The following is a 23,405-nucleotide window of genomic DNA, read 5'->3' as shown; positions in this document are numbered from 1 at the left end:
ACAGTTTCTAGGTACTATGACATGTATACGCAGGGCGGTGTTACATATACGCCCTGTACGGAACGCCTACGGCGTTCCTTTTCTTCCTGCACCAGCCCCGTTCTTAACGCTCACGAGCCTTTGGGAGGCTCGTGGCTAAACGGGGCAGGCACAGGAAGAAACACCGTTTTCGGTCGGATAGTCCATGCCTATTCATGCTATCAAAGCGAAAATAACTCTTTTCTATGCCTACTCAAGCGTGTGATTGACCTCATTGTGCTTAATCACTATATCCTCCATGATAATAACGCCGTTAGAATTACTTGTCAAGAACTTTTTCTTGACTTTTTCGGCTATAATAAGTATGATAGGCTTATAAAGGAACGAAAAAGCCGGGAAAGGAAAAGATATAAGAAGTTATGGAGCATGACACAAAGAAAATAAATTTTTTAGGGGAGAACATACAGACCATAAGAAAACACAGGAAAATGAAACAGCAGGAGCTTGCGGACGCCATCGGTATCAATATGCAGAGCCTTTCTAAGATTGAACGAGGGGTAAACTATCCCACCTTTGACACGCTGGAAAAGATAATGGACGTACTGGAAGTAACACCGAATGAATTGTTGTCGGGAGAATGGAAGTTTGTCCAACAGGCGGAAAAAGAGGTATGCAAGTTTTTACGGACGGAAGAACGCCTAAATGCAGAACTGAAACACGGACACTATGATAACTTCTTTGACAGTGAAGAAGAATGGCTAGAGTATGAGTTGGAGCAGTTGCGGAAATACATCACAGACTATATCAAGGGAGAGGACATACAAGCGTCCGACCTTTACCCTATCAAAACATTTATCCAGCACTTGAAATTTCAGAAAGTATTAGACCGTTATGATGATTTATACAGCATGGATATGTTCGGGGAAAGCACAGACGGACACAAGTACGGTACACCTTATCAGGTTGTAAAGAGGATAAATCCCAACTCAAAAGAAGATATGGAGCTGTTGCGGGAAGTCTTAAAGGACAGCCATTTTGACAACGGGGACGAGTAGCCTTTTTCCTCTTGCAAAAAGATACAGCAAACAAAAAGCCCAGATCAAGAGTGCAAGCACCACTTCTAAAGAAGTGGCAGGCTCTTGACAGGGCTTTTTCTTTTCTGTTTATGGCAGACAAGAGAAAAAAGGATAGCTATATTGTATAGTTTCTCTAATAATTTTAGAGCAATGAATTTATCACAGGTACTTCGTCTTTTCATTGTAAAAGTACAATCGTGGAAAGCACTAATATTGGCACTTTGATTTTGTGCATTATGCACAAAATATGATAGCAACAAAGAGGTCATATATAAAATAGAAACAAAAATAACTTGACATTTAATGAAATATATGTTATGTTGAGGTTAGTAAAAACAGTACGTGACATAAAACTATCAAAAAGTAAAAAAGAGAAAGGAGGTTTATCGAATGAGAGCAAAGAAGTTGGTCTTGTAGCAGCAGTTATGGTTGTCGGCGCTCCACTTACAGCGTGGGCTATTGATGTAGCGGGTGGAGATTTGTACTACAATGGAGGGCAAACAGACACCATTGTATATTCCGAAATTGGGCGTAAAGCAGGTATTAGTCGCAACTACATGGTAAAGGCAACTGTAAAGGTCGGCGGAGATACATATACCAGTGGATTCAAGTCAAACTACGCTTACAAAGATGCAAAGAGAGTTTGGTGGGCGAACGAAACATCTTATTATGATTATTATCCATATTAAGTAAAATAGTTCAAACACCTAGGGCGGGGCTATTTGACCCGCCCTATTTTATACATTTCTTCAAAGAAAGGGGCGTATGTTATGAAAAAATTTTTAAAGATTTTTATTTTCCTTGAAGTCATACTCTTTGCATATATTTTTAATACTTCTATTTACAACATTTATGAAAAGAATAACATTGCTACTGAGAATTTAAAAGGGTATGTTTTAGAAGAAACATCGCCAGAAATTCTCGACAAATTTTATACAATATTTACAGAAGAATATTCTCAAAATAAATTAGAACTCATTAACAATACGCTCACTTCCACAGATAAATCTGTTTATGATTTATATTGCTATCCATTAAATGAGTTTACACAAAAACAGCCTATATCTTCCTCTATTTTGTTTCAATATCATGAATTGCAAAAGGAAGATTTTTTAGATAGTGTTGGTGTATTCTATACAGATTTACCAGCTAACGCAATTAAAGAGATAGCTTCTCAACTGTCCGTCGCAATAAATAACTTTGAAAATGACGCTATTCCGTATAGTATGGTATTAGAATTGAATCTTCTGAATTTTGTAATCTTATTTATTGTACTTCAAATCATATACTGTATTTATACGTCTTATAGTTTGAAAAAAATAGGTATTAAAAAAAGCATGGGCTTTTCTACTATACATATTTTAAAGGAGCAAATTACCAGTGTAATAAAATATTTTGCTGTAATATGTTTCGTATTACTGGTCTTGTTAAATTTATATTACGCATTAACAAACAGATATGATTTTTCTTATTTAGCAACAAGTGTACTGTTCTTTATTGGTGTTTTAGCTATAAATATACTTTGTGTTTTAATTACAAGTATTTTAATTAAGTTTGTTTCTTTAGAGGCAATGATAAAAAATAAGACTTTAAATAGCGGCACAAATATTGTAGTTCAGGCTATAAAAATAATTTTTTCGGTAATAATCGCTATCACTATTATTTCATTGCTGAATCAGGGGAACTCATTTAGACAAAGCCAACAAGCTGTTTTAGATTATAAGTATCTGGACGGATATTATACCGCTAATGGTTTTAATTCATCGGAGTATGATTATGCGTTAGCAAACACAGACATATTAGAAAAATATTCTGAACAAACATTAGAGATGTATAATCATAACCATTCACTACTATGTGATTTTAGGACAGACGGTGGTTTGCAGACATCACGCCCCTATTATGAACAACAGCTTGTTATTGCAAATAGAAATTATCTGAATGAATTTTCAAATATCCAGCTCAGTGGAAAACCATTGGGAGAAGATATATTTAGTGAACCAACAGTATTAGTTCCACATAAATATAAGAATGATGAAAATTCTATTAGCGAATATATTAAGCAAGAATATTTCCGATTGATGAATTACAATCAATTTTATGGAATACCGGGAGAAGAAAAAACTATTGATAAATTTAATGTTGTTTATATAGACGATGATTCTACGATAAAAGTCAATACAGAAAATGGTTTTTCGGATATGGCTAATCCTGTTATCATTGTTGATACGGGCAATTTTGCAGGACTTTACTATTTGGATTCTTTAAATACAAGGTGTTTATTTTTTCAAATGGAGTCAAGAGAAGATTTTTCTTCTTTGTTATCAGAATATGATTTAGAGCAATTAGTTACAGCTGGAACATTACTTACACCTTATTTAATGCAACTTGAAAATGTGACATTCGTTCTTAAAACACTCACTATGTTTACGATTGTCTTTATAGTGTCTTTACTGTTTATTTTGTATATTTCAAATTATGTGGACATTTTTGTAAATCGAAAGAGATATGCGGCAAAAGAGATTTTAGGATTCTCTCATTTTAGGACACTGAAAAATCGGTATATTTTTTGGGGAATCGAAATAATTATATCAGGCGTATTAACTGCTATAAATTATTATTTTGCTTGCCTTTTTGCGATTATACTTATTGACTACATATTCTGCGAATTGCTTTATAGAATTTATATCTCAAACGCTTTATATGAGATTGAAAAGGGGGCATAAGTATGTCATTGATTACATTAAAGAACGTCAAAAAAGAATATGGGAAAAATCAGGTTCTATTTGAAAATTTATCTTTAGAAATAGAAAAAGGCGAATTTGTGGGGCTTGTAGGGAAAAGCGGGGCAGGTAAAACGACACTTTTAAATATAATAGGATTGATTACTGATATATCCGAGGGAACAATCACTATTGATAGTCATAAAAATTTGTCCATGAACGGTAAAAATGCTATGATTTTGAGAAGATATACAATAGGCTATCTATTTCAAAATTATGGACTAATAGAAGATGAAAGCGTGTTGTGGAATTTAAAATTAGCTCTTGAATATAAAAAAGTAAAAAAAGAAGAAAAACTGAAACTAATCAATAAGTATTTAAAGCAATTTGAGCTAAGTGACATGCTTAACAAAAAAGTATATCAGTTAAGCGGTGGAGAGCAACAGCGAATTGCAATTATTAAATTGATTTTGCAAGGAAGTCAGATTATATTAGCTGATGAACCAACTTCTGGACTTGATAAAGAGAACGAATTGATAGTGATGAAACTTTTGAAAGAATTAAATGAAAAGGGCATTACTATAATCATGGTCACTCACAACATGAATTTGTGCGATTGTTTTTCCAGAGTTATAAATGTAGAAAACTTTAGATAGTTTGTTAAAGGGAGATACGCGGTTTTATTATACGTGCAATCTCCCTTTATATTTCGTCATATCAAGACTCATATTCAATTATGGTAAATTCGTGGTAAAACACTTATTTTTTCAAGTGATGAACAGCCCTTAAATGCTGTATTTATGCGGATAATCGGATTTTCTATATCAAGTTTCAATATCAAAACACTAGTAAATAATAAGGGTTTAAGACTTTTTAAGATTTAACAAAATGATTCTAACGTTTTTATTCCAGCGTATAAATTGTATGTAAACGAATGATTGTTTCAAACACTGCATCAATTCCTATTTCATCTATCCAAGAGCATAACGCATGCAAATCATCTTGTTCGTTTGATATTTCCATGATATCTACGATTATTTGAAAGATTTCTGAATCTGTAATAATGAGCCCTCCATTCAAAACACATGCAACTGATGGTATACTTTATTTTACCACTTTTAATTATATATAGTTAACTCGAATTCAGAAATTTCTTTGTTCTATCGATTCTAATAATATCTATTCATGATTCCTCATTTTTATGATTCCCCATAATGAAAAAAAAGACGTAATGGAGTGACGACTTTGAAATGAACTATTTATCTAAACTTTAAGATTCATTTCCCTTGTGTCAATTCGCATTACAGCCTTTTTATAATTGTATGTTCCTGTTTCTATCATCTATTATTTGGTGCATCCTTCTTGATAATTTTTTCTTCTAACACATCAAACATGAGTGCCGCATCATTCTTATTTACTTGTTTCTGTAACATCAAAACGCGAACACTTAATTCTCGATAACCAAACAGAACGCGTATTTCATCACCAATCTTTACATCCGTAGATGGTTTTGCTACTTTTCCGTTAACATAAACACGTTGTTGATCGGCTAATTCTTTTGATACTGTTCGCCGTTTTAAAATACGTGCTGTTTTCAGATATTTATCTAATCGCATCGTAACTTCACCTCTACGGTATAGTTTACCATTTATTGTGATTGTTGGCGAGATAAAAGTTGTGTAAATGCCTCCAACGCATATAACTGTTCTTTATCTAATACACTTTTATCATATAACATAACAAAGGCTCCAAACCAATCGCCAAAAGAGGTAATCGGATAGATAATACCATCATATGCCGTATCCTGATTTTTCATGACCATTGTATTTTTAAAAACTTGCATGCGATGAACATGACATTGTTCTAAGAAACTTTCGCGCAAATTAATTTGTTTTTTGTTTAACCATTCATCCTGGATAAACCAAACAGTATTTTGATACATTGCATGTAAAGTTTCACACATGATATTTATTTCTTCCATATGATTTGACATGATATCATGTTTTTGAATTACGATGCGATCATTATCAATGAAAAATTCAATAGAATCTCCTTCTTTCAATCGATATTGTTTTCTTATTTCTTTAGGGATAACTAAACGTCCCAAATCATCCAGTCTTCTAACGATTCCAGTAGCTTTCATAACGACACTCCTTTACAACGTGTAGTATGAGCATTTTCATTTGAAATATTCGTTTCTTAAACGGGAATGCGTGATACTTATAAATTTGTTGTATATATAGTTAATTTAACTATAATTGGTTAAACTTTCTATAGCGAATCTTTTAGAATAGGTATTAGAAAAGGAGTGATTCCAATGACACTACAAGAAGTATGCTGCCAACGTATTCAGGAATTATGCGATGAGCGCAACATTTCCATGAATAAACTTAGTATTTTATGTGGTATGACACAATCAACACTAAGTAATATTACCTCTGGAAGGAGTAAGAATCCAACTGTTTCCACAATCAAAAAGATTTGTGATGGTATGGATATCACACTAGCAGAATTTTTCGATTATGAACCGTTTAATGAATTAGATCAGGAAATTGAATAGTCTTTATAGAGAAGAGATGCAAGCTATTGCATCTTTTTTCTTTTGCCATGAAAATTAAGTCTAATCTGCTGTTTTTGCTAATATTCTATTGCTTTCCTTTTGACAGGTTATATATCTACAAGTTTTTTCTCTTATGAAATAGTATAGAAAGAAAGGAGGTGACATCTATGCAAAACAATATACAGAATGATTATGGTTTACCTTCTGAAGTATGTACAAATTTATCTACGCACCGTAGACAGGTGGTAGGTATGGCTTATGTTCCAATGCAAAAATGGAGTATGCCAATGCCATTGGAAAAAGGATTTTGCAGCGGCACAATATTTTATGATTTAAACAAACCATTTCGACCATAAATGAAAGGAGGTCCTTTTTATGCATGATGATGTTTTAACACAGTTACAAATGTATGATTTTGCTCTGCAGGAAGCTGCTCTTTTTCTAAATTCTCATCCGCACGATAAAGAAGCTTTATCGTACTATCGCACAATGCAATGTTGCAGTAAACAGGCGAGAGAAGAATATGAAGCCTTGCATGGCCCATTAACAAACCGTGAGAATAATAGCTGTTCATGGGAATATATACATGGTAAATGGCCATGGGAAGGAGATAAGTAAGTATGTGGGTATATGAAAAGAAATTACAGTTTCCTGTTCAGATAGAACATCCGGATCCATCTTTTGCGAAAATTGTCATTACGCAAATTGGAGGTCCAGATGGTGAATTGAGTGCTTCCATGCGTTATTTGAATCAGCGATATGCAATGCCTTATGATCGAGTGAAAGCGATGTTGACCGATATTGGAACGGAAGAATTAGCTCATCTGGAAATGGTTTCAGCCATCGTCTATCAACTAACACGCAATCTTAGTGTAGATGAAATTAAAAAAGCCGGTTTTGATGCTTACTATGTCGATCATACAACCGGTATCTGGCCACAAGCAGCTAGTGGTGCTCCATTTACTTCAACTTACTTCCAATCAAAAGGTGACCCTATCACAGACTTGATGGAAGACATGGCAGCAGATGGTGCCGCTTTGTAAGATCAACATTGACTGTATAAGTGGTGTTTGCGATAATCAGGCATACCCGCTGCCAGCTTATAAGAATTTAGAAATTCCAATGTATTTCAATAGGTACTTCTTTTGTGACAGGGTCTTTTTTTCCAACTTCTATATAGTCAATCAGCTTATCAACGATTTCCCTGTTTAAATGTTCAAGATTGGTATATTGCTCAATTAACTGGCGTTTGTTATCACCAGCTTGTATCTTTCTTTCCATAATGTCAAGCTGTTTTTGCGTATCAATCACCAGTTTTTCTAACCTTTTCTTTTGAGTTGAGAAGTCTTTGGATAAGTCCAAATAGTCCTGCTCTGACAAGATACCCTTAACCTTATCTAAATACAACTCACGAATACCTTTGGTATATTCTCCAATCTTACTTTGATACGCGGCTATTTCCTCTTTCAGAGCCTTCTGTTTTCCTCTTACATCACTGTTAAAGATTACACTTTGTTCCAGTTCATCTTTATCCAGATATGCGGCAGACAGCTTATTGATTTCTGTAATCACCGCCTGTTCCAACTTAGGTACAGAAATGAAAGAACCAACACAAGCATTCTTAGAAACGTGTCGGCTAGAACACCCTAAATATCGTCTGCCATCAGACTGTTTATTAGAACGCATAACATAACCGCAGTTCATACAGCGGGCTTTTTTGGCAAATAACCCAATCGTACCTGCTGTAAATGGCTTTGCCTTTTGAGCTATCAACACCTGTACCTTATCCCACAATTCACGGTCAATGATCGGTTCGTGCGTACCTTCGACAATGTACCACTCACTTTTCGGACGTGGCTTATTTTGCTTTGTCTTGTAGGATACACTCCCATATTTGCCCTGTACCATATTGCCAATATAAACTTCATTTACCAGCATATCGGAAATAGCATAATATTTCCATAAGGTACTGTTCTTGCCTTTGGGTGTTCGACAGCGTAAACCATGAAGCCGCTTGTATTCCGTTGGGTTGGGAATACCTCGATCATTCAGCATGCGGGCAATGGCAGTTTTTCCATAGCCTTGTGAAAACAGAGTAAAAACTTCTCTGACAACCTGTGCAGCTTCTTCATCAATAATCAAGTGTCCTTTTATATTAGGGTCTTTTTTATAACCAAAGAGAGCAAATGCTCCAATGTGACGACCGTTTTTTCTTAGATCTGTCAGCACACTCTTGATGTTCTCCGACATATCCTCCAAGTACCATTCATTCACCAATCCGTTGATCTGTCTTGATTTCTTATTTCCTTTATTTGCGGTATCCGCATTATCAACTATACTAATAAAGCGAATACCCCAAATGGGAAATAGACCGTGGATATACTTTTCTACCAATTCAAGCTCCCTGGTAAATCTGGATTGCGTCTTACATAAGACAATATCAAATTTATGGTCTTTTGCGTCATTCAGTAACTTGTTGAACTCTGGTCGTCGTCGGTCAGAGCCAGTGTAATCATCATCACTGTAAATATTGTAGACCTCCCACCCTTGTTCTAAAGCATATTGAAGCAGCATAGACTTTTGAGACGAGATTTGTCAAGGTTATTTTCTCCCGCTGAATACAAATGTCCAACTTTACTGTGAATAGCTCAGATATAATAAACACAGAGCCGCAGAATGGCCAGGGTTGCCATCACCGCCGCAATGATTAGGATGGTGTTTCGGTTTTCTCCGGCCACTCCGATGTCAATCATACTGGCCAGGGCAGTAGGCAGCAGCATGGCTGTCACAGCGGAGAGCAGCATCAGCGCCAAGAGGGCGGCCACATGCTTTCCGCTGAGTTTTACACGGGAAAAAATCGTACCCATAGTTTTCCTTTCTGCTCGTCGTACTCGCATTTTAGCTTGACAGGGCAAATAGCAAATGATAGTATAAATGAAACGATAGTATCATAGATGCTATGAATATCACAGAAGCAGGCGTTGTCAATAGTCCGAGCGAAAGTGGAACAAATGACAATCCTTGTTTCAATGATACGCAATTAAAGGAGACGTTTCTTATGCGAAGGACAACGGCTACAACAGACTATCTGAAAGAATGTATGGGTACAGCGTTGCTGGAACTAATGAAAGAAAAACCCATTGAAAAAATCAGTATTGAGGAGATGACTGCCAAGGCAGATGTAGGTCGCTCCACTTATTTCTGTTATTTCAAAAGTAAAGATGAAGTTCTGTCTTTCAAAATCACATGTCTGTGGAAGCGCTTTTCCGACGAACACGGTGCTACCAACTTCGCCACTGGTAGTTATGACGGCATCAGGCTGTTTTTTGAATTTTGCCTTTCCACTCGTCCTATTTGTGATCTGCTCTACTCAGCTGATCGCCAATATGTGATTCTAAACTTCTATTTACAAGAAGCGGCATCCATTGTCGCTAATGCCGATGCCAAAACGCACTACTTTATCCAATTTATTACATATGGATTGTTTGGGCTTATGAATGCGTGGGTATTACGAGGCTATAAAGAAACCCCACAGGAAATGGCACAAATAGTTTGCGATTGGGAAGCATCTTCGGAGGAGAAATAACATAGAGGGGGGTAAACATATGGGAAAAATCATTCGACGCATTCTAACAATTATTCCAGCGGTGGCTTTACAATCGCTCTGGCTTTTGCTGTTGATGAAATGGCTGACCCCTTACGCACCGATTATTGTGTCACTGCTTTCCGTTGCAGCGTTTTTCTTGGTGGTATTTATTATTATAAAGAGAGATGAAACCGCTTATAAATTGCTTTGGCTGCTGGTTATTCTGTCACTACCTTTGGTAGGAGCGTTACTATATCTGCTCTTTGGAAATAAACGGACGGCCCGCCCTCTAAAAAGGCGCTTGCAGCAAGTTCAAAAGAGTTGCAATCCGCAGCCTCTTCCAATAAAAGAAGCGCCCTTTGACGGCGAAAAACGCATGGGGCAAACAGTGCGGTGGCTGGAAGAAAAAACGCAATATCCGATGTGTGCAGTTGAGCAGGTTCGTTACTATCCGTTGGGCGATAATATGTTCCCTGATATGCTTGCCGATTTGAAAAATGCAAGAAACTCGATTTACGTAGAATACTTCATTATTGAGCCGGGGCATATGTGGGACGCAATCGTGAACGAACTGGAAGTAAAAATGGAGCAGGGCGTTGATGTACGTGTGATATACGATGATCTTGGCAGTATTTCTTCGTTCAATTTCAGTAATGTCCGTGAACTGAAAAAGAAAGGCATTCCATGTATTCCTTTTAATCCTTTCCTTGCCTTAAAAGGAACTGCAAACTATCGCGATCATCACAAAATGCTGATTATTGACAACGAAGTTGCTTATAGCGGAGGTATCAACTTATCAGATCGGTATATCAATTTGGAACATCCCTATGGACACTGGAAGGACACAGGCTTTCGGATTACTGGTGAGCCAGTAAAAAATTTTACCCATATGTTCTTGACCTTTTGGAACGCATTTTCGCTGGAAAAAGAAGCAGGACAGCTTGCAATGCCCACATATCCCAAAAGGTATCCTGCGCCGCCGCACACATTTGATGGTTATGTGCTTAGTTACTACGATTCGCCCCTTAACCATGAAGCTACCAGTAATCAGCTCTTTATTGACTTGCTTTCTCAAAGCACGGATTACGCATGGTTTTTTACACCGTATCTTATGCTTGGCGATGACTTGATGGATGCAATGATTTCCGCTGCTCAACGTGGTGTAGACGTGCGGATCATTATGCCCGGCATCCCTGATAAGAAGCTGATTTTCCGTATGTCTCGGAGCTTTTATCAGGTGTTGCTGACTGGCGGCATCAAGATTTATGAGTATACTCCCGGCTTCGTTCATGCAAAGAGCTTTGTATCAGACGACAAAGTTGCGACGATAGGAACTGTCAATCTGGACTACCGCAGTCTCTTTCTCCACTTTGAAAACAATTCGTTCTTTTATCGTTCCAGTATTATTGCAGCAATAAAGGACGATTTCATCGCTACACAGGCAAAATGTAAAGAGGTAAAGCCCTATGATATGAAACATTATTCGCGCCGCTGGGTCGTAGATGGTGTCCTTCGTATTTTCGCACCGCTATGTTGAGGTTTTTATGAAGCATTTTCTTATGTGTCTGCTATATATCGCGGCGTTAGGGGTTCTCTCCTTTGTAGTGGGGCGCTTGATCCCGAAGCATTGGTTTCACGCCGATCGTTTTCCTTGGGTCTGCCACCCGGCAGAGCAAAAACTATGGAAGCGGCTTCATGTTCGGAAATGGCAGGCAAAGATCCCCGATATGAGCCGCATATTCGTTAAAATCATGCCGGAAAAGAAACTGACAAAGGAAAACTATGAGAACTTGCCGCGCATGATAGAAGAAACTTGCGTGGCAGAGTGGACACATATTCTGTTGTCTATCGCCGGTCTTGGACTGCTGAAAATATGGTCCGGTGTTGGCGGGGTATGTATAACGATTATCTACATTGTGCTGGGTAATTTGCCGTTTATTGTTGTCCAGCGCTATAATCGCCCACGCCTGCAAAAGCTGTTTGCTATGCAGCAAAGGAAAAAATAGGAGATTCAAATGCAAACACTAATTCTAAGCTGCAACACTGGCGCAGGGCATAACTCCTGTGCGCAAGCAGTTCAGGAAGCCTACCACTCTCGCGGAGAAATCTGCAATATTACAGATTCTTTGCAGTTTATTTCAGAAAAAGCATCCACGTTTATTTCTAATTGGCATACCCGAATTTACCGCCATGCTCCAAGGCTTTTTGATGCTGGGTATCAGCGTGCGGAATCTCACGAAGATATTTTTTGTGAGGGAACGCCGATCTATAAGCTACTTTCCTCCGGCGCAGAGCGGATGTATCAATACATCCGCTCTGCAGGCTACGATAATATTATCTGTACTCATGTATTCCCAGCCTTGGCGTTGACAGAAATGCGCCGACAGCACCCATGCTTACAGCTTGTAACGAGCCACATTTCTACAGACTATACCTGCGCTCCCTGCACAGCGGATTCTGCGCTGGACTGGTATTTCATTCCGTCCACTTCGCTGTTAGGTGAGTTTGAACAATGTGGACTTCAACCTCAAAAGCTGATCGCCAGTGGAATCCCTGTGCGGCAGCAATTCTACCAGCGTGTGTCACAAGAAGCAGGAAAAGCCAACGCCGGAATCTCTCCTGCTCATCAACATATTTTAATGATGTGCGGTAGCATGGGCTGCGGTCCAATGGAGGAGATTATATCGTATCTCTGCCCTTACCTCACAACAGAACAAGAACTTAGTGTTGTATGCGGCACAAATGATGATTTACGCAGAAAACTCCAAAAAAGGACAGAAAAGTATTCTCAAGTTCATGTTCTGGGAACCGTCAATAATGTGCCGCAGCTCATGCAAGCCTCAGACCTATTCCTGACAAAGCCCGGAGGTCTAAGTACATCTGAGGCAATGGCGGCAGAGTTACCAATGGTGCTTATCGATGCAGTGGCTGGCTGCGAGACACATAATCTGAATTTTTTTCTGCGTAATGGAATGGCCGTCACAGCCAATACGCCAAAAGCAATCGCAGACACCACAATAAAAACGCTAAATGCCCCAGTGCTTCTTTCTAAAATGCGCGCGGCAATGCGGTCGCAGACGGAATGTACGGCAGCCGATAAAATCTATGAATGGATATACAGTCATGCAAAGTAATCATATAAAGCCGGAAGTTAATTACCGTGAGTTCCGCATCCATAAACTTAATACACCTGAATTTTCTCACGTCAGGCTATTGCTTTACTGGCCAATTTTCGGCTTGCTGTTTTTGTTTCTTGAGCGGTTGCAACCGCAACGAAATTACTATCCCGTCTATTGTGGACTCGATGATATAATACCATTTTGTGAATGGGCGTTGATTCCGTATCTATTTTGGTTTGTCTTTCTAATCGGTACGTTGGTTTATACTTTTTTCGTCGATGTACCTGCATTTCGGCGTATGATGTATTTTGTGATAGTCACCTATACGATCACGGTTTTGATTTACCTGTTCTTTCCAACCTGCCAAAATTTGCGGCCAGAAGCATTTGTACGCAATAATCTACTTACACGCTTTATTGAATTATTCTATAGTTTCGATACCAATACAAATGTTTGCCCCTCACTTCATGTAATAGGCTCTGTTGCCGCGATGTTTGGGTTATGGGATTGCAAGTCGCTCCAAAGCGTCGGATGGAAAATCGCTGCTACATCAATCGCCGTGTGTATCAGTCTCTCCACCGTTTTTATGAAACAGCATTCTATCATGGATGTTCTCGCTGCATTGCCAGTCTGTTTCTTTGGTTGGTGGATTGCCTATAAGATACTCCCCAATAATAAAACAAACCGATTTCTTACGAGGATGTAATCATGGATAAATCCTACAAAAAGCCGCTTCTACTAATCACGTTTGGGGTGATCTTATTTGCGGCATTCAACAATCTAAACTATGTTGCCAACTTTCTAAAATCGTGTATTGGCTTGCTCGCTCCGATTTTATCAGGCCTTTTGCTGGCCTTTGTTCTGAGTGTACCCGTGCGCGGACTGGCAAAGAGGCTTCGACGAAAGCTGACTAAAGCTACAGATCGGCAAATAGACATGATAAGCCTGTTACTGACGCTGATATGTGTTATTGCGATTATTGCTCTTCTGTGTGTAATTGCGATTCCACAGCTCACTGCATCTGTAAAAAGCATTGCTGCTCTTGTTCAAGAAAAATGGCCTGACTGGGTCGGCTTATTGCAAAGATACGGCATTGACACAGAGAAACTGTCGGCACATTTTGCTGCGCTCGATTGGAAATCTATTCTGCAAAGCATTTCGAGCGAAATGAACACAGTGATTTCCTCAGTTGCCAATGTTGCTGGCTCTACGGTATCTGCGATTGCTGATGTTGCAATTTCACTTGTGATCACATTCTATGTGCTAATTGGATGGCGTGAATTGAGCAGTCAAAGCAAACGGGCACTGTATGCCTACTGTAAGGAATCCGTTGCAGATAGAATTTGCCATATTTCGAAACTTGCACATGACACCTATGCGAAGTTTCTTTCTGGTCAGTGTGTCGAGGTTATGATTCTTGGAACATTGATCTTTCTTTCGTTTTCTGTTGCAGGGATTCCATATGCGGGGCTAACAGCCGTTTTAACTGCCGCCTTTGCATTCGTTCCTTATATTGGAGGATTTCTCTCCTGCGCTTTCGGCATTTTATTTACTTTATTGGCGGCTCCGAACAAGGCGCTCCTATGCTTGATCGTCTATCAGGCAACTCAGTTTGTTGAAAATCAGTTCATCTATCCGCACGTCGTGGGAAACAGTGTAGGGCTATCCCCGTTCTGGACGTTGTTGGCGGTTTTGCTGGGCGGTAAACTGTTCGGTGTCCTTGGCATGATTTTCTTTATTCCGTTAATGGCTCTTGTATCTCAGCTTCTACACGAATCAATCGAACGGCGGCTGCATACCCGCAAACCGGAGCTGTCCAATGTACAAAGCAACTCAGACGAGAATACAGACATATCTCAATGATGTAGCAGGCGTTCGAATAGTTTGTGCGTTTATTGACGATAATCGTCTGGATGAACAGATCCGCCAGGCAGTTCTTTCATTGGAAACAAAATGGACAGAAAAAGAAATTGGTTTTCAGGTAGAATTGGAGGAAGTTAAATATACTGCGAATGAAGGACTTTTTATGCATATCTGGATAAATCTTTTAGATAATGCGATTAAGTTCAGCCCTTCAAAGGGGACAATTACGATGTTTCTGAAACAAGAACAGGATTCTGTTAAGTTCATTCTGGAAGATGAAGGACCAGGAATAGAGGATGATGTAAAATCCAGAATATTTGACAAGTTCTATCAGGTAGATGGATCTCATAAAGCAGAAGGAAATGGCCTAGGTCTTGCACTTGTAAAACGGATTGTAGATAGTGCCGGAGGAACAATCAAAGCAGAAAACCGTGAATATGGTGGATGCAGATTTGTTATAGAGCTGCCAAAGCAGAAAGATGAGATTATCTAGTTTTAAGATAAATTAGAAGATGGGAGTATTTATATGACATTTTATCAGGAGTTGCAGTTAAATCAGGCAGGTTCTAAAAACCTGTTGAAAAAGAGTGAAACACTAAAAGAAAAACTATATCATATGTGGGTATATCTGGTGAAGATAGCTGCTACAATGGCATTTTGTTTTTTCTTTGTTAGTATTTTCAGCATCCTATTTGGAAATGAGAACAGCATTGTAGGTGTAGTAGTCTTATTATGTCTCATGGTGTTTAGGAATGCGGATCTGGGGATCCACACCGGACAATCTACGATGCTTTTGGCTTTGTTCTTTGTAATTATGACTGTATGTCCGCATTTAGCAAATCAGTTTTCACCGGTATTGGGAATGCTGTTAAATATTGCGGCACTGGCTGTGTTGATTCTGTTCGGATGCCATAATCCATCCATGTTTAATCAATCTACATTGGTTCTTGGGTATCTGCTGCTATATGGTTATGATGTTACGGGAAAAAGCTATCAGATGCGATTAGTCGGAATGGCTTTAGGTGCAGCACTTACCTGCTTCGTATTTTATCGAAATCATAAAAACAGAACTTATAAAAGAAATCTGAAAGATCTGATACAAGAATTTGATATCACTTCTTCCAGAACAAAATGGCAGATATGTCAGATTTTATGCGTACCGATTGTCCTTTGCATTGCAGAACTTTGTAATATGCCACGTGCAATGTGGGCTGGTATTGCGGCCATGTCCGTGATTTTGCCGTCTATGGAAGATATGCACTACAGAGTCCGTAAAAGGATTGTCGGAAATATTGCAGGTGTTATATGTTTTACAGTATTATATTTTCTGCTTCCTTCGTCAATCTATGCATATATAGGAATTCTTGGTGGAATCGGTGTAGGATTTTCAGCACAATATGGCTGGCAGGCAGTATTTAACACATTTGGTGCTTTAGCCATTGCTGCAGAGACATATGGACTACAAGGAGCGGTTAGTCTTAGAGTGAGTCAAAATGTTTTTGGTGTTGTGTTTGCTTTAGCATTTTGTGTTATATTTTATTGGTTTATGCCTAAAAAAAAGGAAAGTGAGGTGACCGTACATGCAGAGTGAAGTGAATCAGAAAGAAAATTTGAATAGAATTATTACGGTTCCTAATCTTCTTTCTTTTTTCGGCTTTGTCTGATTCCGGTAATTATATGGAGTTATTGTGTAAAGAAAAATCCTCGAATGAATGCAGGGAAGTGACCGAAAAGTACCGCACAGGACGGAGTGCATATTTATGGCTCGGACAGTTGTTTATGAGATTGTTTGCAGGACTATTATAGCAGAAAGAAGAGGTGTTCGATATGTGTACAGCAGCAACTTACAAAACAAAAGATTTTTATATGGGCAGAACGCTTGATTATGAATTTTCCTATGGGGAACAGATCACGATAACGCCAAGAAATTACGAATTTGATTTCCGGTTTGCCGGGAAGATAAAAAGCCATTATGCTTTGATCGGAATGGCATTTGTTGCAGGAGGTTATCCGCTTTATTATGATGCTGTTAATGAAAAAGGCCTTGGAATGGCAGGTCTTAATTTTGTCGGCAATGCGGCATATGAAGAAGCTTTGCCGGAAGATGAAACAGAAGTCAGCCAGGTGGCACAGTTCGAGTTCATCCCATGGATCCTTACACAGTGTGCTACTGTAGCAGAGGCGAGAGAGAAGCTGGCAGCAATGAGACTGACAGGCACAGCATTCAGTGAACAGCTGCCGACAGCACAGCTTCACTGGATCATTGCAGACAAAGACTCCTGTATCGTTGTTGAGTCTATGAAAGATGGGCTGCATGTATATGATAATCCGGTAGGAGTGCTTACCAATAATCCACCATTCCCGAGTCAGATGTTTGCACTGAATAATTATGCCGGAGTATCCAGAAAACAGCCGGAGAGTACTTTTGCAGGAGTATTACAGCTTGATGCATATAGCAGAGGAATGGGTGGAATGGGAATACCTGGAGATCTTTCCAGCCAGTCAAGATTTGTGAAAGTTGCCTTTACAAAATTAAATTCGATCTCCGGTGAAGAAGAGGATGAGAGTGTAAGCCAGTTCTTCCATATCTTAGGATCCGTAGATCAGCAGCGTGGATGCTGTGAGGTGACAGAAGGCAAATATGAGATCACGATATACACGTCCTGTTGTAATACAGCAAAAGGTATTTATTATTATACGACTTATGATAATCATCAGATCACAGCGGTTGACATGCATGCGGAAAATCTGGATTCAGATCAGCTGATCTGTTATCCGCTTCTGTCCAAGGGCGAAGTCAGATGGCAGAATAAATAATACGAAAATGCACGGAGAAAGCATAACGCAGAACAACAGGAGGACAATATCGAGATTGTATGGAATGCAGATGTTAGGTTGATAATTGTGCAAGCACCGCCTGCACAATTTGTGCAACAAAAAAGAGGAGCCAGTCCAGACTCCTCAAAGGTACGTTATTTCAAAAAGTTGCTCTTGTGTTCCAGCGCGTGCAGATTATGATAGTCCTCATAAATAAGTCAATTTTGCAGATAAAATTAGCAACTCAGGAAAAAATGATTTGCTTGGAGAAATCGAAACGATAAGCTGAGATAATGGTTTCTCTTCTTTAGTGAGCCTATGAAATGACGAAATGTGGCTCGCCACATGGTGCTAACGCATACGACTGTTCTCCTCGTGGTGATGAATTGTTGAAGTTAAGTGAGCAAAAAGCAAAATCTGAACTTGTGAACTTAATTGCCAGTGCAGCAGGCGCATATACAGGGGCTGTTATCTCGCAAATATTCGATGCGGCGTAAGTAAAAAAGTTGGGCACGATCTTAACGAGCAATGCATGGCGGTACCCACTCATGCAAAATTTATAAGCCCCTGCCGCAGCAGGGGCTTATAAATCGCCTGTCTGGGATAAAATCCTCGAACCCCTTTGACACAGATTCCATCTGTGACTATGCATCGCAAGCGATGCTAAAGGAGCACGGTCAGCCACGACCGTGCTCCTTTAAATTTGTGCGGCTCTATGTCAATAGTTGGGATAGAGGTAAGCGCAAGAATGTGGTAGCATATATATATTATCGTTCCCAAGTGTCTCTGCTGTTCTTCTTGTTTTGCTTCTGCTGTGCCTGCTGTTTCTGACGCAGATGTTCACGGATGGAGCGAGCTTCCGTTTCCTCATGAAGTATATCAGCAACATCCCGCTTGCTGTCGTACATCATCAAGTAATCGTACTTATCTCCGTAAGCAGACTGCACACGGTCAACCACAGAGCGCTCCATTGCAGGACGCAGGTCGAGCCTTGCGTCCTGCAATTCGTCTGGGTCGAATTCTGCCGATTGCGTCTTCAAATCAGCATACTGCTGCAAAGCGTCGTTCAGCTCAGCCGTGTACTTTTCTTCCTGTTGCGACAGCTTTTTTAGTGCGGCTTCCATCGTGGAAATGTCCTTTTTCACAGCAGCGATACCGGCATCGTCACTGCATTCCAGCGAGTGCAGCAGCATATCCTTCTCGGATTTCAGCTCTTCCAATTCCTCGGTCAGCTCCGCAATATGGCGGGACAGTTCACACTGCTTCGGGATGAGATAGAGGGGTGTCTCCTTCTTTTGGGCAAGCAAAGACTTGCGTTCCTTGCCCTTGCCCCGAATCTCCTGAACCAGCTCGGTATAGCGCACCAGATTCGGCTGAACCGCGTGGATATAATCTTTCATGCGCTGCCTGCCCCGGCCGATATGCCGCAGCTGATAGCGGAAAACAATCATATTTGCCCGCAGCTTTTCCATCGCCTCGGCAATAACCGGGAGGGTGTTCTTTACCGCCTGTGCCAGCTTCCTGACCGCAGCTTTCAGCTCCCGCAGCAAGGCATTGTCCGCCTTGATCTGCCGGTTGATCTCGCAGCGGTCAGCAATGATCCCTTTCCGCTCCAGCGCCCGTGCGGTCACTCCCTCATGGATGGTAGGCTGCTCATCCAGACCTCTGGCTGCGTTGCTGCGGTGGTCGATTCGCTCCGCCCGTCCGGCGCGCTCCAGATAGAGATTGGTCACATCCGCCCATGCAGCCCGCCATGTCACAAGTTGCTCCTCACTATTCCAACGTTCGGAGATGGGGTTCTGTCTGCCGTAGCGGGTGCTCTTCGGATGCTTGTCAGCCCGGATGAGTCCCTGCGCCTCGGCAGCAGACGGTGTCATATAGACCTTCTTTTTGCCGACCTTGTAGGGATATTGCTTCTCCCAGCCCTCGTTCTGCGCCGCCCGGAACTCGGCGGCGGTGAAGCCTCGTTCTTCACCGTTTCTCATACAGAGATATTCTTTTTCGGTCTTGTACTGCCAGCGTCCCTGCTCATCCAGCGGGCGCACCGTCAGGAGAATGTGGGCGTGGGGATTGTGACCGTCGGTGTCGTGGATGGCAGCGTCGGCGCACATTCCATCGGACACAAATTGCTCCCGGATAAAGTCTTGCAGCAGCTCGATCTGCTGTTCCCGGTTTAGCTCTATGGGCAGAGCCACAACAAACTCACGGGCAAGCCTGCTGTCTTTTGCTGTCTCTACTTCCTCCACGGCGTTCCACAGTTTTTCTCTGTCTTGCCATTCCTGTGGGGCATATTCCGGCAGAAACATCTGCTGCCAGACAAGCCCTTGTTTTTTCGTGTAGTCGTGCTGAATCCCGTCGTAATCGTTATACAGGCGGGAGCAGCTCAAATAGGCAGAAGCAGCTACTGCGGAGCGGCCTGCGCCCCGGCTGACCACCTTCGCTTCCAAATGATAAATCGCCATATCTTCTTCACCTCGTTCTTCCTTTTTCTGTTTCTCTTTCGCAAAAGAGAAAATGCCCCGAAGATGAGCTTCGGGCATAGCCGCAAACAAAGCTGCCGGTGGCAGGTTTGTGCGGGCAGGGTGCAAGCTGTTTCCAAAGCAGAAACAACTGCGACCTGCGCAGACGATGACAGCAGCACCCTGCAAGTGCTGTGGCATTGTCTGGAGGCTGCCGCAGCAGCCGCATCCGCCTCGCAGAGCGCACGATTTCCGCAGGAAATACCACTGCCCTTTAGGGTGGTGAGTAAGTGCGCCCTTACGGGAGAAAAAAGAGGAAGCCCCCGGTTCCCCGGAGACCTCCCATTCGTATCTCAGTCTTGTTTTTCCAGCTGTCGTGAAAGATACCCCTCCAGTTCAGACAACTCAACAGACTGAACCTCCGGCAGCATTTTCTCCAAAATCGCCCCCTCCTGAATGAGCCTGCGGGTACGGGCCTTTCGTTCCTTGACCCGATTCCGTGCCTGCACTTCCTCTAAACGATGCTGCGCTTGCAACAACTTCTTTTCTGCCTCTGTCATAAAAATCCCTCCTCACTTTCGCTTTCGCCAGACAATCTCATACCCCAGCGCATCCGCAAGCTGGACGGCCTCCGTGTAGCGCAAGGATTCCCGCTGGAGCTTGTTGGACAGGTTGGATACGCTGTCGCTCCAACCATGCTCGTCATGCAGCAGATCGACCACTTCCTGCATGGTCATTCCCTGACGGACAATGTACGACTTGATTTCATTTCTCAGATTGGATTTCATCAACTTTTTACCTCCATATTTTCGTGATATTGGTTTTTGAGTAAGTGAACTGTGTGCGCTTTGCGGTGAAAAATCTGCCGTGCAACAAATCTGCTCAGATTTCCGTCCGTGATAACCTATTCGTAACAGCACCCTACCGGCTTCACTGTTCTGCGTGAGAGCATACGGAATGGCAGAATATGCCGCCGTCAGGTGCATCGGCTTCACGCTCCGGTAAATCACCGGATGGTGCAGTGCGTTCAATCTGCGGCAAAAATCTTCACGGATTTCACAAGCACTGATTTTGAAGCCGCTAAATTGAGCCGCCAGTGTACGGCTCGGTACGGCAAAGTCTCTTTGTGTACACTTCTGTACGCCTGTTTTGCGTACCAGGCGCCGATTCAGCGGCAGATTTTACACGCTGCCGTGAAATGCTTCACGGTGCGCACAAGCAAAAGCGGTTTTTTAGGATGGAATCAAAAACAGCCGTACAGAGTGTACGGCGTGTACGGCTGTTTTGAAGTCCGTTTCTCGTTTTCAATACGGCGGCAGATTGACCACCTCAATGCCCACAAAGCCCCGCACCCGCTTACCGCCGACGTGGACATTGTTGGTGGCCTCTACATTGTAAAGCCGCTCATTTTGTGCAAGCTCGGAGCTGACGCGGTTGGCAGACATGGGCTTCTGCGCGTTGTCGTCGCACCATCTTGTATAGGCTTCATAGATCGCCTTGGAGCTGGCTTCGCTGTCTGCCCGAAAGCGGATATAGCCCTCGGATTGCAGAAACTCGATCACATTGTTGCTGCTGCGCTTGACTGTTTCCATGTTCTCTCTGGCTTTGCCTGAAATGCTGAACTGATAATTGTTCCCGATCAGCCGGTGCAGCCCCGCCAGACACCAGAGGAAGATACCCTCCTTTTCCCGCAGCAGCTTGTCCACCAGAAACGGATCGTCTGCTCTGCCTGCGGGCCGGTCTTTGGTGGTCAGAACGATCTGGCGGCGAAAGAAGCCGTCGGATTTGTCGTGCAGGGCAGTCAGCGCACCGTTGCCGAAACAGAGGAAGCGAACATAGAGCTGGCTCTGATAGCTCTGGACGCCTTTGCGCTCCATGTCCATCTTGCACTCAGAGGTCACGATGGATTTGATATAATTGGTCTTGGGCAGGGCGCTCATATCCATATCGTCATCCACCATCAGGAGCTTGTTTTCCAAGTCTGCACGGCTGAACCGGTTGCTCTCCACCTTCTGGATGCTGGTGGTGTTCATGCTGTCGCCCAGCAGGGAGCGTATGACCAGACCGATGCGGCTTTTGCCCTCGCCGCCCTTGCCGATGAGCATGAGCATTTTTTGCCCCTTGGTGGTAGGCAGCAGGCAGTAACCGAGAAATTCCTGCAAGGTTGGAATGTCCTCCGGTTGCAGCAGCTCTGATAGGAATTGCAGCCACTTTTTCGGAGTGGGTGCGTCAGGGTTGTAGGCGACCGTCAGCCGGTTGTTGCAGTAGCTCTTATCGGCGGTAAAGCTACCGTTCATAAAATACGTCCCGTTGGCAACGTGGATGCGGTCCGTCTCAATGGGCAGCGGCGGCGAATAGGCTTGCAGTTTGATGCTGGCCAGCAGATTCGCAACCGTCTTGGAGAGATTGGCGGTCAGCACACCGGAGATTTCCTCCAGAATGAGATTGCCGATCTGCCCCTCATCCTCGATCAGTCCGTCCACGGTGAAAAGCCGCCCACGCACACATTTCATGGGGTGTTTCTCCAAAAACTGCTGGCAGAACAGCACCTCGTTGATGTGCCTGCCGTCGTACCACTCAGGCCACGTCTGCGGTGTCATATCCATCTTCCAATTCCTCCTTGTGAATTTTCTCTAACCTCCGTCGCAGCCCGTCCAGCTTTTCGTCCGCCATCTGCTGCTGAATTACTTCGGCACGTTCGTGGGAATCCCCGGCGCACAGAATATCTAAGTAGTATTCTGTCCGGTCGAGGTTACGGCAGGCTTCCACGAACCGTGCGTGAACAGGCTCGTCAGGTGACTGCGGCGCATACTGCACCTTCCAGTCCCGCAGCACATGGGCGTAATCGGATAAAACAGAAAAGCACAGCCGCTCGTTTTCCCTGAGCTGCTGTGCTTCCGTCTGAATGCGTTTTGCGTGGAGCGCCGCTGCGCTGGGCGGCTTGTCCGGGGTAAGGTGAAAGTCCGCTGCCAGCTTCTGTGCCGCCTCATAGAGCGGCAAACCGAACAGCTTTGCGGCAAAGTCGATCACATCGCCGTGTTCCCCGCAAGCGAAGCAATGGTAGTGGTCATCTGCCACATACAGGCTGGGATGCCGGTCATTGTGGAACGGGCAAAGGGCCATGCCGTAATGGTTGACCTCCACGCCGTACCGCTCCGCCGCCTCCCGGCAGCCTACGCCGTATTTTACAATTTCGAAAAGATTCATTGTTCCTCCATTTCTG

General features: G+C 42.2%; 25 protein-coding genes and 3 pseudogenes. 19 read left to right on the top strand and 9 right to left on the bottom strand.

Annotated elements, in window-relative coordinates; all coding sequences use genetic code 11:
* Positions 1-398: 398 nt before the first annotated feature.
* From LI241_RS10705 to LI241_RS10690, 4 genes are all read left to right on the top strand, one after another.
* Positions 399-1,034 carry a helix-turn-helix domain-containing protein gene (locus LI241_RS10705; protein WP_101629280.1) on the top strand — a complete coding sequence of 212 codons (636 nt, stop codon included), beginning with the start codon at positions 399-401 and terminating at the stop codon, positions 1,032-1,034.
* Positions 1,035-1,372: 338 nt separating this feature from the next.
* On the top strand, positions 1,373-1,744 hold the full coding sequence (locus tag LI241_RS10700; RefSeq protein ID WP_227078324.1) for a hypothetical protein: 372 nt from the start codon (positions 1,373-1,375) through the stop codon (positions 1,742-1,744).
* A gap of 81 nt (positions 1,745-1,825) precedes the next feature.
* Positions 1,826-3,781 carry a hypothetical protein gene (locus tag LI241_RS10695; RefSeq protein WP_227078323.1) on the top strand — a complete coding sequence of 652 codons (1,956 nt, stop codon included), beginning with the start codon at positions 1,826-1,828 and terminating at the stop codon, positions 3,779-3,781.
* A 2-nt stretch (positions 3,782-3,783) separates the two neighbouring features.
* A complete protein-coding gene (locus LI241_RS10690) occupies positions 3,784-4,434 on the top strand; it encodes an ATP-binding cassette domain-containing protein (RefSeq protein WP_009243732.1) in 651 nt (216 codons plus the stop codon).
* Between the two features lie 681 nt (positions 4,435-5,115).
* On the opposite strand, the gene LI241_RS10685 is transcribed toward LI241_RS10690, so the two are convergent.
* Both LI241_RS10685 and LI241_RS10680 read right to left on the bottom strand, forming a co-directional pair.
* Positions 5,116-5,394 (bottom strand): RNA-binding S4 domain-containing protein, encoded by a 279-nt coding sequence (locus tag LI241_RS10685; protein WP_008690270.1) that lies wholly within the window; start codon positions 5,392-5,394, stop codon positions 5,116-5,118.
* A 32-nt stretch (positions 5,395-5,426) separates the two neighbouring features.
* Positions 5,427-5,921, bottom strand: coding sequence for an AbrB/MazE/SpoVT family DNA-binding domain-containing protein (locus tag LI241_RS10680; protein WP_008690269.1), 495 nt, complete (start codon positions 5,919-5,921; stop codon positions 5,427-5,429).
* A 174-nt stretch (positions 5,922-6,095) separates the two neighbouring features.
* On the opposite strand from LI241_RS10680, the gene LI241_RS10675 reads away from it, so the two are divergent.
* From LI241_RS10675 to LI241_RS10660, 4 genes and pseudogenes are all read left to right on the top strand, one after another.
* Positions 6,096-6,338, top strand: a complete 243-nt coding sequence (locus tag LI241_RS10675) for a helix-turn-helix domain-containing protein (protein ID WP_008690268.1) — start codon at positions 6,096-6,098, stop codon at positions 6,336-6,338.
* A 167-nt stretch (positions 6,339-6,505) separates the two neighbouring features.
* Complete coding sequence (locus LI241_RS10670; RefSeq protein WP_008690267.1) at positions 6,506-6,694, top strand: spore coat associated protein CotJA; 189 nt, start codon at positions 6,506-6,508, stop codon at positions 6,692-6,694.
* A gap of 19 nt (positions 6,695-6,713) precedes the next feature.
* Positions 6,714-6,956 carry a spore coat protein CotJB gene (locus LI241_RS10665; protein WP_008690265.1) on the top strand — a complete coding sequence of 81 codons (243 nt, stop codon included), beginning with the start codon at positions 6,714-6,716 and terminating at the stop codon, positions 6,954-6,956.
* Between the two features lie 2 nt (positions 6,957-6,958).
* Positions 6,959-7,375: pseudogene (locus tag LI241_RS10660) on the top strand (manganese catalase family protein); the annotation flags it as partial.
* A gap of 73 nt (positions 7,376-7,448) precedes the next feature.
* On the opposite strand, the gene LI241_RS10655 reads toward LI241_RS10660, so the two are convergent.
* Together LI241_RS10655 and LI241_RS10650 are read right to left on the bottom strand one after the other, a co-directional pair.
* Positions 7,449-8,930, bottom strand: coding sequence for a recombinase family protein (locus LI241_RS10655; protein ID WP_256176670.1), 1,482 nt, complete (start codon positions 8,928-8,930; stop codon positions 7,449-7,451).
* 56 nt (positions 8,931-8,986) lie between these two features.
* Complete coding sequence (locus tag LI241_RS10650) at positions 8,987-9,235, bottom strand: hypothetical protein (RefSeq protein WP_227151280.1); 249 nt, start codon at positions 9,233-9,235, stop codon at positions 8,987-8,989.
* A gap of 62 nt (positions 9,236-9,297) precedes the next feature.
* Between LI241_RS10650 and LI241_RS10645 the strand changes: the two genes are divergently transcribed.
* The 11 genes and pseudogenes from LI241_RS10645 (at position 9,298) to LI241_RS10595 (ending at position 18,220) form a co-directional block, all read left to right on the top strand.
* Positions 9,298-9,924 carry a TetR/AcrR family transcriptional regulator gene (locus tag LI241_RS10645; protein ID WP_227160456.1) on the top strand — a complete coding sequence of 209 codons (627 nt, stop codon included), beginning with the start codon at positions 9,298-9,300 and terminating at the stop codon, positions 9,922-9,924.
* A 19-nt stretch (positions 9,925-9,943) separates the two neighbouring features.
* A complete protein-coding gene (cls, locus tag LI241_RS10640; protein WP_227151278.1) occupies positions 9,944-11,461 on the top strand; it encodes a cardiolipin synthase in 1,518 nt (505 codons plus the stop codon).
* Between the two features lie 7 nt (positions 11,462-11,468).
* Positions 11,469-11,930, top strand: coding sequence for a hypothetical protein (locus LI241_RS10635; protein ID WP_009295644.1), 462 nt, complete (start codon positions 11,469-11,471; stop codon positions 11,928-11,930).
* Positions 11,931-11,939: 9 nt separating this feature from the next.
* Positions 11,940-13,058: a glycosyltransferase gene (locus LI241_RS10630; RefSeq protein WP_227151277.1), complete on the top strand. Its 1,119-nt coding sequence runs from the start codon at positions 11,940-11,942 to the stop codon at positions 13,056-13,058.
* Positions 13,030-13,749 carry a phosphatase PAP2 family protein gene (locus LI241_RS10625; protein ID WP_227151276.1) on the top strand — a complete coding sequence of 240 codons (720 nt, stop codon included), beginning with the start codon at positions 13,030-13,032 and terminating at the stop codon, positions 13,747-13,749. Before LI241_RS10630 ends, LI241_RS10625 begins: the two co-directional genes overlap by 29 nt.
* A 2-nt stretch (positions 13,750-13,751) precedes the next feature.
* On the top strand, positions 13,752-14,906 hold the full coding sequence (locus tag LI241_RS10620) for an AI-2E family transporter (protein WP_071430986.1): 1,155 nt from the start codon (positions 13,752-13,754) through the stop codon (positions 14,904-14,906).
* Between the two features lie 43 nt (positions 14,907-14,949).
* A pseudogene (locus LI241_RS10615) lies at positions 14,950-15,399 on the top strand (sensor histidine kinase); the annotation flags it as partial.
* 33 nt (positions 15,400-15,432) lie between these two features.
* The gene (locus tag LI241_RS10610; RefSeq protein ID WP_005946426.1) at positions 15,433-16,497 is read left to right on the top strand and encodes an FUSC family protein; all 1,065 of its coding nucleotides are present in this window, start codon (positions 15,433-15,435) and stop codon (positions 16,495-16,497) included.
* Positions 16,487-16,611 (top strand): annotated as a pseudogene (locus tag LI241_RS10605) (CDP-alcohol phosphatidyltransferase family protein); the annotation flags it as partial. The gene LI241_RS10610 and the pseudogene LI241_RS10605, both read left to right, overlap by 11 nt.
* Before the next feature lie 122 nt (positions 16,612-16,733).
* Positions 16,734-17,723, top strand: coding sequence for a choloylglycine hydrolase (gene bsh / locus LI241_RS10600; protein WP_009295645.1), 990 nt, complete (start codon positions 16,734-16,736; stop codon positions 17,721-17,723).
* Positions 17,724-18,046: 323 nt separating this feature from the next.
* Positions 18,047-18,220 carry a hypothetical protein gene (locus tag LI241_RS10595; RefSeq protein WP_008978056.1) on the top strand — a complete coding sequence of 58 codons (174 nt, stop codon included), beginning with the start codon at positions 18,047-18,049 and terminating at the stop codon, positions 18,218-18,220.
* A gap of 270 nt (positions 18,221-18,490) precedes the next feature.
* On the opposite strand, the gene mobQ is transcribed toward LI241_RS10595, so the two are convergent.
* From mobQ to LI241_RS10570, 5 genes are all read right to left on the bottom strand, one after another.
* On the bottom strand, positions 18,491-20,185 hold the full coding sequence (gene mobQ, locus LI241_RS10590; protein ID WP_008978057.1) for a MobQ family relaxase: 1,695 nt from the start codon (positions 20,183-20,185) through the stop codon (positions 18,491-18,493).
* A gap of 350 nt (positions 20,186-20,535) precedes the next feature.
* A complete protein-coding gene (locus LI241_RS10585) occupies positions 20,536-20,742 on the bottom strand; it encodes a DUF3847 domain-containing protein (protein WP_227151275.1) in 207 nt (68 codons plus the stop codon).
* Between the two features lie 12 nt (positions 20,743-20,754).
* Positions 20,755-20,970, bottom strand: a complete 216-nt coding sequence (locus LI241_RS10580) for a DUF6471 domain-containing protein (RefSeq protein WP_227151274.1) — start codon at positions 20,968-20,970, stop codon at positions 20,755-20,757.
* Positions 20,971-21,486: 516 nt separating this feature from the next.
* A complete protein-coding gene (locus LI241_RS10575; RefSeq protein ID WP_227151273.1) occupies positions 21,487-22,788 on the bottom strand; it encodes a phage/plasmid primase, P4 family in 1,302 nt (433 codons plus the stop codon).
* Complete coding sequence (locus LI241_RS10570) at positions 22,760-23,389, bottom strand: CHC2 zinc finger domain-containing protein (RefSeq protein WP_101693965.1); 630 nt, start codon at positions 23,387-23,389, stop codon at positions 22,760-22,762. The genes LI241_RS10575 and LI241_RS10570 overlap by 29 nt, the downstream gene beginning before the upstream one ends.
* Positions 23,390-23,405 lie beyond the last annotated feature (16 nt).

The sequence above is a fragment of the Longicatena sp. 210702-DFI.1.196 genome, from assembly GCF_020563125.1.
Lineage (GTDB): Bacteria > Bacillota_I > Bacilli_A > Erysipelotrichales > Erysipelotrichaceae > Longicatena > Longicatena caecimuris.
This window is presented reverse-complemented; position numbering and strand designations above follow the sequence as displayed.

Excerpts from the sequence above, each read along its gene's own strand:
- LI241_RS10705 (WP_101629280.1), top strand. The coding sequence starts at position 399 with ATGGAGCATGACACAAAGAAAATAAATTTTTTAGGGGAGAACATACAG.
- cls (WP_227151278.1), top strand. The coding sequence starts at position 9,944 with ATGGGAAAAATCATTCGACGCATTCTAACAATTATTCCAGCGGTGGCT.
- LI241_RS10680 (WP_008690269.1), bottom strand. The coding sequence starts at position 5,921 with ATGAAAGCTACTGGAATCGTTAGAAGACTGGATGATTTGGGACGTTTA.
- mobQ (WP_008978057.1), bottom strand. The coding sequence starts at position 20,185 with ATGGCGATTTATCATTTGGAAGCGAAGGTGGTCAGCCGGGGCGCAGGC.
- LI241_RS10575 (WP_227151273.1), bottom strand. The coding sequence starts at position 22,788 with ATGGATATGACACCGCAGACGTGGCCTGAGTGGTACGACGGCAGGCAC.
- bsh (WP_009295645.1), top strand. The coding sequence starts at position 16,734 with ATGTGTACAGCAGCAACTTACAAAACAAAAGATTTTTATATGGGCAGA.
- LI241_RS10585 (WP_227151275.1), bottom strand. The coding sequence starts at position 20,742 with ATGACAGAGGCAGAAAAGAAGTTGTTGCAAGCGCAGCATCGTTTAGAG.
- LI241_RS10635 (WP_009295644.1), top strand. The coding sequence starts at position 11,469 with ATGAAGCATTTTCTTATGTGTCTGCTATATATCGCGGCGTTAGGGGTT.
- LI241_RS10570 (WP_101693965.1), bottom strand. The coding sequence starts at position 23,389 with ATGAATCTTTTCGAAATTGTAAAATACGGCGTAGGCTGCCGGGAGGCG.
- LI241_RS10670 (WP_008690267.1), top strand. The coding sequence starts at position 6,506 with ATGCAAAACAATATACAGAATGATTATGGTTTACCTTCTGAAGTATGT.
- LI241_RS10595 (WP_008978056.1), top strand. The coding sequence starts at position 18,047 with ATGACGAAATGTGGCTCGCCACATGGTGCTAACGCATACGACTGTTCT.
- LI241_RS10650 (WP_227151280.1), bottom strand. The coding sequence starts at position 9,235 with ATGCGAGTACGACGAGCAGAAAGGAAAACTATGGGTACGATTTTTTCC.
- LI241_RS10645 (WP_227160456.1), top strand. The coding sequence starts at position 9,298 with ATGAATATCACAGAAGCAGGCGTTGTCAATAGTCCGAGCGAAAGTGGA.
- LI241_RS10690 (WP_009243732.1), top strand. The coding sequence starts at position 3,784 with ATGTCATTGATTACATTAAAGAACGTCAAAAAAGAATATGGGAAAAAT.
- LI241_RS10625 (WP_227151276.1), top strand. The coding sequence starts at position 13,030 with ATGAATGGATATACAGTCATGCAAAGTAATCATATAAAGCCGGAAGTT.
- LI241_RS10630 (WP_227151277.1), top strand. The coding sequence starts at position 11,940 with ATGCAAACACTAATTCTAAGCTGCAACACTGGCGCAGGGCATAACTCC.
- LI241_RS10620 (WP_071430986.1), top strand. The coding sequence starts at position 13,752 with ATGGATAAATCCTACAAAAAGCCGCTTCTACTAATCACGTTTGGGGTG.
- LI241_RS10610 (WP_005946426.1), top strand. The coding sequence starts at position 15,433 with ATGACATTTTATCAGGAGTTGCAGTTAAATCAGGCAGGTTCTAAAAAC.
- LI241_RS10700 (WP_227078324.1), top strand. The coding sequence starts at position 1,373 with ATGTTGAGGTTAGTAAAAACAGTACGTGACATAAAACTATCAAAAAGT.
- LI241_RS10685 (WP_008690270.1), bottom strand. The coding sequence starts at position 5,394 with ATGCGATTAGATAAATATCTGAAAACAGCACGTATTTTAAAACGGCGA.
- LI241_RS10675 (WP_008690268.1), top strand. The coding sequence starts at position 6,096 with ATGACACTACAAGAAGTATGCTGCCAACGTATTCAGGAATTATGCGAT.
- LI241_RS10580 (WP_227151274.1), bottom strand. The coding sequence starts at position 20,970 with ATGAAATCCAATCTGAGAAATGAAATCAAGTCGTACATTGTCCGTCAG.
- LI241_RS10665 (WP_008690265.1), top strand. The coding sequence starts at position 6,714 with ATGCATGATGATGTTTTAACACAGTTACAAATGTATGATTTTGCTCTG.
- LI241_RS10695 (WP_227078323.1), top strand. The coding sequence starts at position 1,826 with ATGAAAAAATTTTTAAAGATTTTTATTTTCCTTGAAGTCATACTCTTT.